Annotated in this window: 16 protein-coding genes; 5 read left to right on the top strand and 11 right to left on the bottom strand. The window is 60.4% G+C overall.

The genetic code is table 11. The features are described 5' to 3' along the window. The 6 genes from BP737_RS13510 to BP737_RS13485 all read right to left on the bottom strand — a co-directional run. The coding region (locus BP737_RS13510) for a hypothetical protein (protein ID WP_342686266.1) at positions 1–395 on the bottom strand (395 nt) is incomplete at its 3' end. Next, complete coding sequence (locus tag BP737_RS13505) at positions 392–565, bottom strand: hypothetical protein (RefSeq protein ID WP_342686265.1); 174 nt, start codon at positions 563–565, stop codon at positions 392–394. The genes BP737_RS13505 and BP737_RS13510, both read right to left, overlap by 4 nt. Positions 566–628: 63 nt before the next feature. Continuing rightward, entirely contained in the window at positions 629–907 is a 279-nt protein-coding gene (locus BP737_RS13500) for a hypothetical protein (protein ID WP_342686264.1), read from the bottom strand. Positions 908–1,230: 323 nt separating this feature from the next. After that, positions 1,231–1,920, bottom strand: coding sequence for a hypothetical protein (locus BP737_RS13495; protein ID WP_292408216.1), 690 nt, complete (start codon positions 1,918–1,920; stop codon positions 1,231–1,233). 567 nt (positions 1,921–2,487) lie between these two features. Further along, on the bottom strand, positions 2,488–3,084 hold the full coding sequence (locus BP737_RS13490) for a hypothetical protein (protein ID WP_292408213.1): 597 nt from the start codon (positions 3,082–3,084) through the stop codon (positions 2,488–2,490). Between the two features lie 29 nt (positions 3,085–3,113). After that, complete coding sequence (locus BP737_RS13485) at positions 3,114–4,274, bottom strand: hypothetical protein (protein WP_292408210.1); 1,161 nt, start codon at positions 4,272–4,274, stop codon at positions 3,114–3,116. 771 nt (positions 4,275–5,045) lie between these two features. On the opposite strand from BP737_RS13485, the gene udg reads away from it, so the two are divergent. Both udg and BP737_RS13475 read left to right on the top strand, forming a co-directional pair. Then, complete coding sequence (gene udg, locus BP737_RS13480; RefSeq protein WP_292408207.1) at positions 5,046–5,675, top strand: type-4 uracil-DNA glycosylase; 630 nt, start codon at positions 5,046–5,048, stop codon at positions 5,673–5,675. Continuing rightward, positions 5,672–6,103, top strand: a complete 432-nt coding sequence (locus tag BP737_RS13475) for a bis(5'-nucleosyl)-tetraphosphatase (protein ID WP_292408205.1) — start codon at positions 5,672–5,674, stop codon at positions 6,101–6,103. The genes udg and BP737_RS13475 overlap by 4 nt, the downstream gene beginning before the upstream one ends. Before the next feature lie 14 nt (positions 6,104–6,117). Here the strand turns inward: BP737_RS13475 and BP737_RS13470 are convergent, their stop codons facing one another. From BP737_RS13470 to BP737_RS13455, 4 genes are read right to left on the bottom strand one after another with little or no spacing between them, the layout of a single operon-like run. After that, complete coding sequence (locus tag BP737_RS13470) at positions 6,118–6,450, bottom strand: DUF1622 domain-containing protein (protein WP_292408202.1); 333 nt, start codon at positions 6,448–6,450, stop codon at positions 6,118–6,120. A gap of 42 nt (positions 6,451–6,492) precedes the next feature. Then, positions 6,493–7,263, bottom strand: coding sequence for an ABC transporter ATP-binding protein (locus BP737_RS13465; protein WP_292408199.1), 771 nt, complete (start codon positions 7,261–7,263; stop codon positions 6,493–6,495). After that, on the bottom strand, positions 7,260–8,375 hold the full coding sequence (locus BP737_RS13460) for a FecCD family ABC transporter permease (RefSeq protein ID WP_292408195.1): 1,116 nt from the start codon (positions 8,373–8,375) through the stop codon (positions 7,260–7,262). The genes BP737_RS13465 and BP737_RS13460 overlap by 4 nt, the downstream gene beginning before the upstream one ends. Positions 8,376–8,426: 51 nt before the next feature. Continuing rightward, complete coding sequence (locus tag BP737_RS13455) at positions 8,427–9,596, bottom strand: iron ABC transporter substrate-binding protein (RefSeq protein WP_292408192.1); 1,170 nt, start codon at positions 9,594–9,596, stop codon at positions 8,427–8,429. Between the two features lie 182 nt (positions 9,597–9,778). Here BP737_RS13455 and BP737_RS13450 point away from each other — a divergent pair, with 182 nt between their 5' ends. From BP737_RS13450 to BP737_RS13440, 3 genes are all read left to right on the top strand, one after another. After that, entirely contained in the window at positions 9,779–11,878 is a 2,100-nt protein-coding gene (locus BP737_RS13450; RefSeq protein ID WP_292408190.1) for an acetate--CoA ligase family protein, read from the top strand. A gap of 103 nt (positions 11,879–11,981) precedes the next feature. Then, positions 11,982–13,352 carry an MBL fold metallo-hydrolase gene (locus BP737_RS13445; RefSeq protein WP_292408187.1) on the top strand — a complete coding sequence of 457 codons (1,371 nt, stop codon included), beginning with the start codon at positions 11,982–11,984 and terminating at the stop codon, positions 13,350–13,352. A 198-nt stretch (positions 13,353–13,550) separates the two neighbouring features. Further along, a complete protein-coding gene (locus tag BP737_RS13440) occupies positions 13,551–13,688 on the top strand; it encodes a hypothetical protein (RefSeq protein WP_292408184.1) in 138 nt (45 codons plus the stop codon). 121 nt (positions 13,689–13,809) lie between these two features. On the opposite strand, the gene BP737_RS13435 is transcribed toward BP737_RS13440, so the two are convergent. Beyond that, complete coding sequence (locus tag BP737_RS13435; protein WP_292408219.1) at positions 13,810–14,010, bottom strand: helix-turn-helix domain-containing protein; 201 nt, start codon at positions 14,008–14,010, stop codon at positions 13,810–13,812. Between the last annotated feature and the right edge of the window lie 135 nt (positions 14,011–14,145).

Here is a 14,145-nt window from a genome sequence, read left to right as displayed (position 1 = left end):
CAACGCCCTTTGCCGGTTTGCTTCTCTTCTTCGTCCACTTCGATGAAGAACGACAGCGGCAGTTCATCGCTCTGGAACTCCACGTCGATGTGCTCCCGGTTCGGGTCCTCCTCTGCAAAGCCCGCCCGGACCGAGGTGATGTTCCAGCCGTTCTCAAGCAGGACCCCGGCCCGCCGGTCGGTGAGGACGATCTCGATCACCTCCGTGACGTTGACGTCGAACCTTCTTACCGGGATCTCGGAGGTGTTGACGGAGATCGAGACATTCCCCCGCTCGTAGTGGAGGATCGGAGGAATGGTGGCGTTTTCCGGTGTGTCTGTGCCCCAGGAATCGACGCAACCGACTCCGAATACCAGGAACACTAGTGCAAGAGAGAGAATGAAGATCCGTTTCATCTTTGCATCTCCACGTTTTCATACCACTCTCTCCCATAGGAGGGGTAGAGGTAGAAGATCGTCGTTTCGTTGTAGACCATCACCACCCGCTCGTTGTGGTGGTGATCGAAGACATAGCACGGGTAGGCGTGACATTTTCCGGCATACTGGTCTCCGCCGGGTCGGTGCACCCGGCGCCGAACACGAGGAAAGCCAGCGCAAAAAGGAGAAAGAGGGTCTGTTTCATCCTGTCACTACCAATTGAAAGTATTGAGCCGAACCCGTGATGGGTTCTGGATGATCTCCACCTGGCAGTATCGCACGATCTCGGAGGGAACCTCGGTCGAATACCATGGCTCCAGGCTGATGCTCATGGGCGTTCCATAACTCCTGTATTCCATGTCGTAGAAGAGCGTATCGCTTGGCACATCGTTGTTGTCGTCGATATGCCAGCCTTCAAGGGCACAGGCGACGAGGCACCCCGGCTGTGGTTGTATGCAGTTCGATGCCCGCATTCCAGTTTTTCCTTTCACGCGTTCCAACTCCATTTTCAGTCCCCGGAGGCAGGAGAGGCACACATGTTAAGTACCTGGAATGCGTACATTCCCGTTGCCTCCGGGCATGCGGGACGTTCACCCATTCGGGCTCGCTACCTCGCGGGTGGACCCCCCGCGCATGTCGGGATACCGATTTTCGATATCCACGATGGAGAGCTCAGGCGTTCTTCTATATACCTTTTCTGTGCCGGGAAGCTAAATGTCGGGCCTTCCGGATCGCTTCCTCACCCAAAACAGGCATCCATGGGCGTGAAAATGGCGCCGCGCCGAACGGTGAAAAACATAAGGCAGGCGTCCCTCTACGTGCAGGGTGCGAGCGGCCTTGCGCCGTCGAGCGAGTAACTCCAGAGCATAAGATCTTCGAGAGTTGCCGTTTGCTCCGGAAGAACGGCCGGTCCGAAAACTCCGTAGTAAACGATGAAGTAGTCATCGTGTCCCGGGGATAGCGGCTTCTCGACAACGGTGAAATAGCCGGATAATGCTTCGCTCTCGAACTTTGTTACGGAAATGGGACTAATGATCGACCCGTCCGGTGATCCGTCGGTCTCTCGAGGGAGGATCAACTCAGCGGAAGCGACGTTCCCTGACGACTGAAGATGACTGCAGAGATCCTCCTCCGCCTGCAGGAGATCCGCACTCTCGTCGAAGTACCAGTTGACGACCAGGTACCGATCATCCGTTCCGGTATCAAGGTACACGGCATGACTGCAGTACCGGGAGAGATCCGGAAACGGGGACGGGCATCCTTCTTCAATATCGCCGATCAGGACGATATCTCCCTCGATCGTTCTATTCACGACGACTGAGCCGTTTTCCGCGTACTCATACCGGGGCTCCGGGATATACCATTTCTGCAGAGCCTCGGGGGGAGGATACCCGGGACCGATCATGAGAAGGTCGAAAAGCAGAAGGGCGCCGGAAGCACCGACGGCTATCAGGAGGAGAACGAGTGCAATTTTGCCGGTTCTGTCGGTTTCCAGGAATTCCATCGGATCTCTCCGTGATAAAGGGGGGAGGTCAGGGTCTCACCCAGGTAGCCATGGCACCCAACCAATCCCCATAGACTCTGTTGCGGATCTGAGTATCCCATGTGTTATGTATGGACACCCAGTCCTCCGTATAGTCGTGGTAGCCAACACAGGCAACGCTGTGATCACCGTAAGGTTCATCTCCCCCTATAGGCGTGCCGCCGCTCCACAGGCTGAGAACAAAGGGCCTCTGTGCATCCACTCACTTTTTACCTCATCAAACGTCATCCAGGCATCGTCGCTTGAATCCATCGAAGAATATCCATGATTCGCGCACACTTCATCGATACCGTCATCAATGTCCCAGGGCCACGTCGAGCCTTCGGGGGTAGTCCCCATTGCCGTAGCAAGTTCCAGAATCAACGGATCTTCTTCCGGAAAATTTGGATATCCATGCTAATGCGATTCCCCCGTTGTTGCAGTTGCACCTACGATAGGTAGCAGCACCGAAGCGGCCAGCAGAAGCATCAGCAATACCGGCCATACTTTTTTGGTGCGCATAATTTCCACGCCTTACACCTCCGATTTTTACCCGGAGGCCGGCAGAGCAATACCTTCAAGGGCGAGCACCACGTCCCCGTCATGGACGACGTAAGTCACGTTATCGACCGTATGCGTGAGGTATCCGGCCGGAACCTCGACGGAAGTCCTCTCGATACGCATGCAGTCGACGTTGACGAGGTAGTCGATCGTCACCTCCCCGTACCTGACGCGGACCGCGGGGTAGCACCCCGGGCCCTCCGGTTCGGCCGCGGCGGATGGCGGACAGACGACAACGACGCCTGCGATCTCGCCCCCGTCTGAAAGGACCCGGCCGACGGCGGCGTCTTCCCGGACGAGGTCAAAGAGCCCGCCGACGGCTTCGACGAACTCTCCGGTCTTTACATACGTCCCGCAGGGCTCGGGTTCGGGACCGGTGCCGTTGTCCGGGGAGGGGTAGGATGCCCGGTACCGCGCGACGATCCCGTCGAGATCGCCGGGCTGCGGTGAGGGTGCGGCCGACGGCGTGACGACGGGTGCACTCGATCCCTCTCCCCTCTGAGAACAGCCTGCTGAAACAAGAGTCAACAGGAGCGCGAAGAACAGTATCCCGGCAAGAAGCGCCTTTTTTTGAATCAGGTTCATCGTTGATAACCTTCTTTTCGTATTTGTCCTTAATTCGCGGTGTGCAATACTACTTCAGTCGGATTGGAGATGAATTCGACATTCAGCCCAGTTAACGGTGCACTCGATGCGATATATCGATACAGATTTACAGATATCGAGTTTCCATTGTTTTTATAAACCATGTCATAAAACCTTGTATCTCCTGGAACATCTGAATTGCCATCAATATTCCATCCTTCCAAAGTCACATCAACCTGAACGTTTGTAGTAGGAACATAATCCGACCATAGAGACATCGCCTCACCTGTAGTAATATCGGATATCTGGATATACCACTGACCGGAGGTGCTACTCCAGTGAAGTTCCCCTTTTAGCGTATCTCCTGTGGAAATGGTGATTCGATCGCTATGAATGTCCTGCATGCCATCTTTTAATGTCCAGCAACATCCCGTCCAGTACTGGCCGGTAATCGGCTGGTTATATTCTAATACTGGCTGTACTATTGCAGTTTCATCGGGTGTACGGATCCCATTAAACAAAAATACCGGTTCCGCGAATTCAGAGGACGGGGGGCACGTTGGAGCTTTCCAGTAGGCATCAAATTGCGTTATCTGTGGAACATTCTTGTACGCATATTCGATCCATCCATTGAAACCACCTACATCCATATACTCGTTCCTCTGAAGACTTTCGTTATACTCACGCGGCTGATCACTCAACACGGTCAGAATTAAATCACCATTATGGAAGACATACGTAACATCGTCTTGGTGGATCACGTGCGATCCAGAGGGGACCTGAGAGACAAATGTTGCAGGTCTAAAGCCACGAGGTGTGGCTACCCTTTTAGCCATAGAATCGACTGCAGATAAAATTTGCTTTCCATCTGAGCTGTAAACCCGCGTAATACCGTCCATTGTGTGATAGATAATCGAGCCGGAAGGGATTTCATGAATTGTCAGATCAGAGGTACCAGAACTTTCCACCGGACTCAGTTCAGCGGTTATGATCACTTGCTCTTGTGAGTAATCTGTCTGAAGTTCAGGTAATTTCATGCCATTAAGATTTACAGTATTTCCTTCCTCAAAGGAAAGGGAAAATAATTCTTCATCCCTCTCATCAAATACCACCGCCGGCACAACCCCCACGCTCACCAGCAGCAGTGCCAGGAGCAGGGAGAATGCCCGAATTCCAGTTTTTCTTTTCATGTGTTTCAACTCCTTCTTCGTTTACCGGAGGCAGGAGAGGCACACGTGTTAAGTACACGGAATGCGTACATCTCATTAGCCTCCGGGCATGCGGGGTTCTATCATCCGGGGCGGCAACCGGGGATGGAGGGACCCCACGAACTTTTGCAGACGCATCATCGAGGCGCCCACACCATGAGATAGACGTCGATTTATTTATTTTTTCTGTCACATTTCCGGACACGTACCCGGGATATCTTCGAAAGTGACCGGGGAGATCACGTCTCCCGGGATGGAGGCGGAGGAGAGAACCAGGTTCATAGTGGAGACACCAACTCTTGTTCGGCAAGCATTCCCGGAGATACGGTAAAGGATGATGCGCCACTCGCTGCTGCCGGGGAGGGAGACCGATGCTGTCCGAGGGCCTGCGCCGTCGCTTCGGCTCTCCCGACCGTAATCCCCAAGACGTACAGCATGGAGACGGTTGTCACAACCGGGTGAGGGGCAGTCAAGTATCCCTCCCATGTCGATGATCGCGTATGACGGGTAAAGATAGAGGATTGTCGTTTCGTTACAGATTTTCACTATCCACGATGGAGAGCTCAGGCGTTCTTCTATATACCTTTTCTGTGCCGGGAAGTTACATGTCGGGCCTTTCAGATCGCTTCTTCACTCAAAATAGGTCTCCATGGGCGTAAAAATGGTGCCGCTGCCTGCGGCGTGCCGTGCATGCCGCCGTCCGCAAAACACAATGCATAAGAAGGTTATACGCGTTATCGTCAATAGTTGGGCATGGTAGAGGAAACGGGAAGAGAGGTAGCGATGGAGAGGCTTGCCGCCGTTATCGGCGAGTGCCGGAAGTGTCCCCTCTTTGAGGACGCGCATCACGCGGTCCCGGGCGAGGGGGCAGTCGGGGCCGACCTCATGCTCATCGGCGAAGCGCCGGGGAAGCAGGAAGACCTCACCGGGAGGCCGTTTGTGGGACGGGCGGGAAAACTCCTCGAGTGTCTCCTTTCCGGGATCGGCCTCTCGCGGGACGATGTCTTCATCGCCAACATCGTCAAGCACCGGCCTCCCGGAAACCGCGACCCAGAGGACGAGGAGATCCGGGCCTGCACCCCCTACCTCGAGGAGCAGATCCGGATCGTCGGGCCGAAGGTGATCGTGATGCTGGGCCGGCACTCGAGCAGGTATATCCTCTCCTTCCTGCCCGTGGAGTTCGACCGGATCACGGAGATCCGGGGGACCGTCTACCCGGCGGTCCTCTTCGGTCACCCGGTCCGCCTCATCCCCACCCTCCACCCCGCCGCCGCGCTCTACAACCCGGCATACCGGGAGGCCCTGGAAGAGGATTTCCGGGTCGCCGGGCGCGAACTTGCGGAAGGCCGGGGGGCCCGCGATACAGGACTGAAAGGACAATGACGAGAGAGAGATCGTGCGGAGCGGTTGTTTTCCGGCGGGATACGGACCTCCAGTACCTCCTCCTGCAGTATGGGGCCGGGCACTGGGACCTGGTGAAGGGACACGGCAAGCGCGGCGAGAGCGAGGAAGAGACCGTGCTCCGCGAACTTGCAGAGGAGACCGGGATCACCCGTGCAGCGTTCATTCCGGGGTTCCGGGAAGAGATCCACTACTTCTTCCAGCGCCGGGGGCGGACGGTCTACAAGGAGGTCGTTTATTACCTGATCGAGACCCCGGAGAAGGAGGTGACGCTCTCGGACGAGCACGTCGCCTATCGGTGGCTCCCGCACGACGAAGCACTCCGGGTGATCACCTTCGGGAACTCGAAGAAGGTCGTCGACAAGGCGCACGCCTACCTCACGGCGTTGCAGAACCAGAAGCGCGGGTAACCCCCCGCTCTTCCTCACATCTTTCGGTCCTCCGGAAGTTCGCTCACCTCTTTTCCGAGAAAATAACTCACGACGGTCCGGATTGCGACGAGCGACCCGAGGACGGCCAGGTCCTGGAGCGTCGGCTCAAGGATCGTCTTCAAGACGTCGGCGGCGACGAAGAACTCGAGGCCGATCAGGATGCGCGTGGTGAACACCCACCGGATGTCGTGGTAACTCCGCTCTCTGATGCGGGTCTCCCGCGCCACGAGTTCGACGATCGCGATTACCGCCCCGTAGACGATGAAGAGCGCTCCGAACGTCCCGAGAGCCAGCCCGGCGATCTCGATAACCGTCGCTAGCACCATATGCCCGGCTGGCATATCGGTGACGGCGGACCTATATATATTTCACAGGGCGCTCTCCGGTGCCAGGGGAACGACGACCCGGAACCCGTTGTAGCGCTCGACCGTGACCGGGACGCCGTAGACCGCCTCGATGGTCTCCGGCGTCACCACATCGTGGCCTCCGGCGGCGTGGATGACGCCGTCCTTTAAGAGGATGAACCGGTCGGCGTAGCGGAGCGCCATGTTCAGGTCGTGCATCGTCATCACCGCGGCGACGTCGTGCTCTTCCGCCACGCGCCGGACGATCCCGAGGATCTCCAGCTGGTTCCGGAGGTCGAGGCTGCTTGTGGGTTCGTCCAGGAGGAGCACCCGGGGCTCCTGCACCAGCGCCCGGGCGATGCTCACTTTCTGGAGTTCTCCGCCGCTCATCTCGTCGATATATCGCAGCGTCAGGTCCTCGAGGCGGAGCATCCGGATGGCTGATTCGACGACCTTGAGGTCCGCATCCGTTACGTTCCACCCGATATGCGGCCGCCGGCCGAGGAGGACGGCGTCGAAGACGGTCATCCTGCCCGCTTCGCACCGTTGCGGAACGTAGCCCACGTTCCGCGCGATCTCCATCCGATCCGTCCTGAGGAGGTCCGTTCCGTCGACAAGGACGGACCCGGCCCCCGGCCGCAGGATGGCGTTCATGCACTTTAAGAGCGTCGTCTTCCCGACGCCGTTCGGCCCGAGGATCGCGAGGACCTGGTGCGGTTCGAGATCGAACGTGATCTCCCGGATGACCGGAGCGCTCCGGTAGGTGAAGGCCACGCCGTCGACCTCCAGGATCATCGCCGATACCCCACGAGAAGCAGATAGATGAAGACCGGAGCGCCGAGGAACGCCGTGAGCACGGCGACCGGGAGGATGTAGGGCGCGACGATGACCCGGGCGACCGTGTCCGAGGCGAGGAGGAGGATTCCTCCCATGACGCAGGAGCCCGGGACCAGAAACCGCTGGTCGTCGCCGATGATCCTTCGGACCATGTGCGGGCAGACAAGCCCTACAAAGCCGATGACCCCGAGGAACGAGACGATCACGGCGGATACGAGCGCCGCGACGACCATACCGACGTTGCGCACCGTCTCAACGCTGACGCCGAGCCCCTTTGCCGTCTCGTCGCCGGCATCGATAGCGTTGTAGTTCCACCGGTTCGCGAAGAAGAAGACGCTGGCTCCGACAACGACGAGAGTCATGATCCCGAGTTCCTGCCAGGAGGCCCGGCTGACGTCGCCGAACGTCCAGAAGACGACGGCGGCAAGCTGGGTGTCGTCGGCGAAGTACTGGAGGAACATCGTCCCTGCCGTGAAGAGGGAGGAGATGGCGACGCCGGCGAGCACCATCACCTCAGGGGACGCCCCGCGCACCCGGGAGATCGCGAGGATCACCCCGGTGGCAAGGAGGCAGAAGATGAATGCCACGATCGTCGTCAGGTAGGGGTTGTTGAGGGTGACGGCGTCGGCAACCGTCGAGTGCATCTCTCCCGTGCCGAGGAGGATGACCGAGACGGCCGCACCGAAGGCGCCGGCGTTCGAGATGCCGAGCGTAAACGGCGACCCGAGCGGGTTTCTGAGGATCGACTGCATGGCGACCCCGGCAACCGAGAGCCCGACCCCGGCGACGATTGCGGCAAGCGCCTGCGGGAGACGAATATTCCAGACGATCCGGTCCGTGCTCGACACTTCGGGAAGCGGCAGCCCCGGGTGGAGAAACGCAGTTATCCGGTCGACGGAACCGTTCACGAGGGAGAGAAAGACGTCGTACGGAGGGACGCCGGCCGCACCGACCGAGATGGATACGATCAGGAGGAGAAAGAGGAGGAGGACCCCCCCGAGGATCCAGAGGTGCTTCTTCCGCACGTATCCCATGTAATCCGCCGGGATGGCCCCGCCTGCAAAGTGCATGCCGTCATACCCTCCTGTTCACGTTCGGACTCTCCCCGCATTGCGCCCTGCTTACAGCGTGATCCCGGTGAACCCGAGGTTCCCGTACTGGCCGTTCAGGTCGCTGAAGACCGGTTTGCCGAGGAAGAAGGTGTAGATCTCGTCCGCCTTCTCTGTCGGATCGACGTCGGCAAACCGGTCGGGGTACAGGGTCTTCCCGATGAAGTAGGCGTCGGCAAGCACGGTCTCGTAGTTCGTGCTGTAGAAGTTGTACGGGAGGACACCGTAGACCCGGCCGTTCTTCGACGCGGAGAGGCCCTGCAGCGCGGCATCGTTCTTCAGTTCGCCGATCGCCCCGCCGCCTTCCATCTGGGTGGTGCCGACGTCGATGAAGATGTACTCGGGGTCCCAGTCGACGATGGCCTCTTTTGCGACATCGGCGTGGGCCGTACCGAGGCCGGCTGCGACGTTCTTCGCGTGCACCCAGAGGAACGGCGGATAGGCCGGTTCGGTTGAGATGATCCCGTGGGCGCCTGCCGAGGAGATGCCGCCGACGTAAACCGCCTTCTGCTCTTCCTCGGGGATGTCGCCGGTCCGGCGCTCAAGGTCGGCCATCGTCTCCTTGATGTAGGCGATCACCTCTTCGGCCCGGTCTTCTTTTCCGAGGACCTGGCCCATCGTGCGGAGGCCGCCGTACATCTCGGCTTTCTCGGCGTCGTTTCTGAGCGAACCGTACGGGAACGCCACGACGGGGATGCCCGTCTTCTCCTGGAGTTTGTCGGCCTCGGCGGCACTCGTTCCGTACGCCGTTCCGCTCGAACCGGTCTTGAAGATGAGTTGCGGGTTGACCGCAAGGATCTTCTCGGGGTCGTCCTTGCCCCTGAACTCACCGATCAGGGGGAGGTCCTTGAACTGCGACCCATAGGCGAGAGCGTAAGGGCGGCCTTCTATCGCCTGCTCCTTCTTCTCGATGTCGTCGACGCCGACGACGAGGTCCTGGCCCTGCAGGTAGACGAGGTAGCGGAGGCACCCCGAGCCCGAGCAGACAACGCTCTCCAGGGGCGCGGGGACGGTGACGTTCCGGCCGAAGCCGTCGGTGATCGAGGCAGTCCGGTTGGTGTCGCCCGGAGCGACGGTCGGACCGGTGGTTCCGGTGCCGGTACACCCGGCGGCGATCATCAGCAGAACGAGGGCAGCGACCATGGCGGCCGCGAGCGATCCGGTGTAGCGGAATGGTGACATACCTGTACAAATACTCGTAACATTGTTTATTATATCTGTCGAATTGGGAAACACTCGATATGATTTAACTCTCATTCGTAGCATCATATACAGGCGAGCCCGTTTCCGGAGCCGGACAATTATTATGAGCGGTCGAACCAATCCCGTGTACAGGGACACCGGCATACCGTGAGGAGGAATACGTGCCCGAGAGGATGTTAACCGAACCCGAAGGCTATCGCCTGCTGGACTCGTGCGGGATACCCGTGCCGCCCCACCGCCTGGTCGCCAGCGCCGCCGATGCGCGGGCTGCCGCCGGGGAGATGGGCTACCCCGTCGTCATGAAGGTCGTCTCGCCGGAGATCGTCCACAAGAGCGATGTCGGCGGGGTGATCCCCGGGGTCGAGGGGCCCGGGGAGGCCGAAGAGGCTTTCCGGACCATCATGAGGAACAGCGCCGCCCGCGCTCCCGGGGCGGCCGTCACCGGTGTCATTGTCGAGAAGCAGATGCCCGCGGGGCTCGAGGTGCTGATCGGGGGAAAGACCGATCCGTCGTTTGGCAGGGTTGTCACGTTCGGCCTCGGCGGGAAACTGGTGGAACACCTGGAGGACGTTTCCATCCGGGTGCTGCCCATCACGGACGATGAGATTCGCGAGATGATCCGCGAGATCGAGGGCTACCGACTCATCCGGGGATACCGCGGGGAGCCCCCGAAGGACGAAGAGGCGCTTGTCCGGGTCATCGCCGCAATGGCGCGCACCTTCGCCGAAAACCCCGGAATCCGGGAGTTCGACCTCAACCCGGTGATCGTCTACGAAAAGGGGGCGAGCGTCGTCGACGCGAGGATCATCGTCGGGGATGCCGCCGGGGTCGGGACCGCCCGCGAGAGCGTCGGGGCGCCCCCGGACCTCTTCTTCCCGAAGTCCATTGCGGTGATCGGCGCCTCCGCAAGCCCGAACAAGGTGGGTTACTCCGTCCTGCGGAACCTGCTCTCCTTTCCCGGGAGCCTCTATCCGGTCAACCCGGTCCGGAGCGAGATCTTCGGGCGGAAGGTCTACCCCTCCGTTACGGAGATCCCGGGTCCGGTCGACTGGGCGGTCATCGCCGTGCCGGCCCGCTTCGTCCCCGGGGTGATGGAGGAGTGCGGGAAGAAAGGGGTTCGGCTCGCAATCATCGTCACCGCCGGGTTTCGGGAGACCGGCGGCGCCGGTGCCGAACTCGAGGAGAGAGTAGCGGCGATAGCGCGCCGCTACGGGACCCGGATCATCGGCCCGAACTGCCTCGGGGTCATGATGCCTCATATGGGGATCAACGCCACATTCGACCCGGTCTCGCCGAAACCGGGAGACGTTGCCTTCATCTCCCAGAGCGGTGCGGTCATCACTACCGTCGTCGACTGGAGCCTTCCGGAGGAGTTCGGGTTCTCAAGCGTCATCAGCGTCGGCAACCAGGCGGACCTCGGGTTCGAGCACTACCTCCGGTTCGCCGAGCAGGACCGAATGACCCGGTCCATCACCCTCTATATCGAGGAGATCCAGGACGGGCGCGGGTTTATGCAGATGGCGCGCGAGGTCGTCGGGAGGAAGCCGGTGGTCGCGGTGAAGTCCGGGTCGTCCCGGAAGGGCAGGGCTGCGGCATCGTCCCATACCGGGTCGCTTGCCGGGAGTTACGACGTCTACGTCGCGGCGTTCCGGCAGGCGGGGATGATCCCGGTCCGGAGCCTGCGGGACGCCTTCAACCTGGCCGAACTCCTGGCGTTCGGGGGTTACCCGCAGGGAGGACGCGCGATCGCCGTCACCAGTGCGGGGGGGTTCGCCGTCCTCGCCTCCGACTACGCCGAGACCCACGGTGTCGAGATGGTCGACCTCCCCGACGACGTGCTCCGCGAACTCGATGCGTTCCTCCCTCCGTTCTGGAACCACGCAAACCCCCTGGACATCCTCGGAGACGCCGACGCCGCCCGGTTCGCCGCCCTCTTCGACGTGCTGATCCGGCACCAGGATTTCTGGGATATTGCGTTCGTGATCGCGGTGCCGACCACGCTCATCGACCCGGCGCATGTTGCGAACGAGATCGTCCGGTTCTCCCGGAACACGGGGAAGATGGTGATGGGCTGCATGCTCGGCGGCGACAGTATCCGAAGCGGCCTGCGCGTCCTCCGGACCTGCCGGGTCCCGAACTTCGAGGAGCTTGAGGATGCGTTCAAGGCGGTGGGAAGCATCCTTGCGATCCGGACCGCACGGGCGGCAGGCGAGCGGCCCGTTCCCGTCCGCGACGACCGGTGTTCGGGCGCCCGGGAGTAGCGCCCCTTTCTCCCCGGTTCCCGGAAATCTTTTATATCTCTCATCCACATCCCGGCCGTATCGGAACGGGAAGCGGAACCTGTTCTCCGGGAGATGAATGCCGATGCTGTTTGAGAAGATTAAGTCCGAGATCCTTGCTCACAACTCCTACATCGTCGGGGCGGGCGGGGAGGCGGCGGTCATCGATCCGAGACGCGACTGCCGGATCTACGCGAGCGCCGCCGGGCGCGGGAACATGAAGATCACAAAGATCTTTGAGACGCACAAAAACGAGGATTATATCTGCGGCTCCCGGGAGCTCGCCCGCCCGACCGGGGCGGAGATCCTCCACGGGTCGCGGGAGGCGTTCGGGTTCGGCACCGCTGTTCGGGAAGGGGAGACCTTCAGGGTCGGGCCGCTCGAGATCGAGGTCCTGGAGACGCCCGGCCACACGGCGGAGAGCATATCGCTTCTCCTCCGCGACCGGTCCGTCTCCGACGACCCGCTGATGATCTTTACCGGCGACGCACTCTTTGCCGGCGAGGTCGGGAGGACCGATCTTGCCGGCGAGGACCGGCGGCGGGAGATGTCCGAGTTCCTCTATGCAAGCCTGCACGAGAAGATCCTCCCTCTTCCCGCCGGGGTGATCGTCTGCCCCGCCCACGGCGCCGGCTCGGTCTGCGGCGGGAATATCAGCGACCGGGAGTACACGACCATCGGATACGAAGCGGCGACAAACCGGCTGCTCTCGATGGATGAGGAAGCGTTCGTCGAGTATAAGATGGGTGAACAACTCTACGAGCCGCCGTATTTTGAGATGATGCACCGGCTCAACAGGTACGGCCCGCCCCTCATCTACAGCCTGCCGTACCTGCGTGCCTACTCGGCCCGGGAGGTCCGCTCTCTCCTGGAGCGGGGAGCACAGATCGTCGATATCCGGTCCCCGACGAGTTTTGCCGGCGGACATATCCCGGGAACCATCAACATCTGGCGCGGGGGGCTCCCCCTCTACATGGGCTACTACCTGAACTACGAGGACCCGATCGTCCTCGTGGACGATTTCAATCTGGACCTGGGCCCTGTGATGCGCCACTTCGTCCGGCTCGGTTACGACAACATCGCGGGATACCTTTCCGGGGGGTTTGCCGCCTGGTTCAAGCAGGGCGAGCGGATGGAGAGGACCGGCACCTGGTCTCCTTCCGACCTCGCGGAGCACCTGGACGATCCTTCGGTGTATATTCTCGACGTGCGCGAAATCGGCCACCGGGAGAAGGAGGGCCACATCCTGGGCTCCCACCACATCTACGTCGGATACCTGGAAGACCACCTCGCGGAGGTCCCGGGGGAGAAACAGGTCGTCGTTCACTGCGATGCCGGGTTCAAAGGAAGCCTTGCGGCAAGCATTCTCCAGAAACACGGTTTCGGGCACGTCATCAACCTGCTCGGCGGCACCATCGGCTGGGAGGCGGCGAACTACCCGCTGGTTAAGGCGTGATCTCGCTTCAGGGTCTCCGGGTATCTCCATAGCGGCCGGCGGGATTGAACCGCCCGTTGCCGGGGTAAGAGGGTGGGGGGAGTCTCCCTCTTCATTCTTCCGGGGGTCAGATCGGAAATCTGACGTCAAACGGGGCGAAGGTACGTGCCGGTTTTGGGAGGGGTTATATGGTTTCTGCAGGGTACAGGGATTCTCCGGGTGCGCCCTCTACTCTGCGTCGCGACCTGCGAAGAGATTGTCGGCCAATCCCCGTTCCCGGCGGCGACGGTAGCCATCGCTTTCATTATCGGGACGATTGTCGTTGTCGTAAGTGTGAAGCGCGGCAGAACGCCCTGAGAAGCAGGTGGAGCGCCATACCGGAAAGCGAGAGGTATAACCTGCCGCCCGGCAGCCCTGCCCGGATGACACGTTCCCGGGCGCACCAGCCGATTGGTCTTGCCCGCCTGCAAGATCCGGACTATATTCGCGTGCCTTCCTCGATAATCCTGACATAATCCACAAACATGTACTGTTTATATCGTTCTTTCCCGGTAATCTCCTCCACGATTCCAATCTTCTCGAATTTACCCACGAGGTTGGTTGCGGCCTGACGGCTGATCCGCAACTCCTCCGCCACCTGCCCTATCGTGATGATGGGGCGGTCAAAGAGCGTATCGATCAGTTTTATCGCGTGAACTACCCCGCCCTCAAGGGCGGGGCTTCCTGTTTCATCCCCCTCCCCAGCGGGAGCGAGTCCACAGGCTCGTCGGTGCGTTCCGCACCTGAAACCCAGAAGTCATCCTAAAAGTTTCCA

The organism is Methanoculleus sp. UBA291, from assembly GCF_002499755.1.
Lineage (GTDB): Archaea > Halobacteriota > Methanomicrobia > Methanomicrobiales > Methanoculleaceae > Methanoculleus > Methanoculleus palmolei.
Note: the sequence above shows the minus strand (reverse complement) of the source record. Positions and strands in the feature narration are given on the sequence as shown.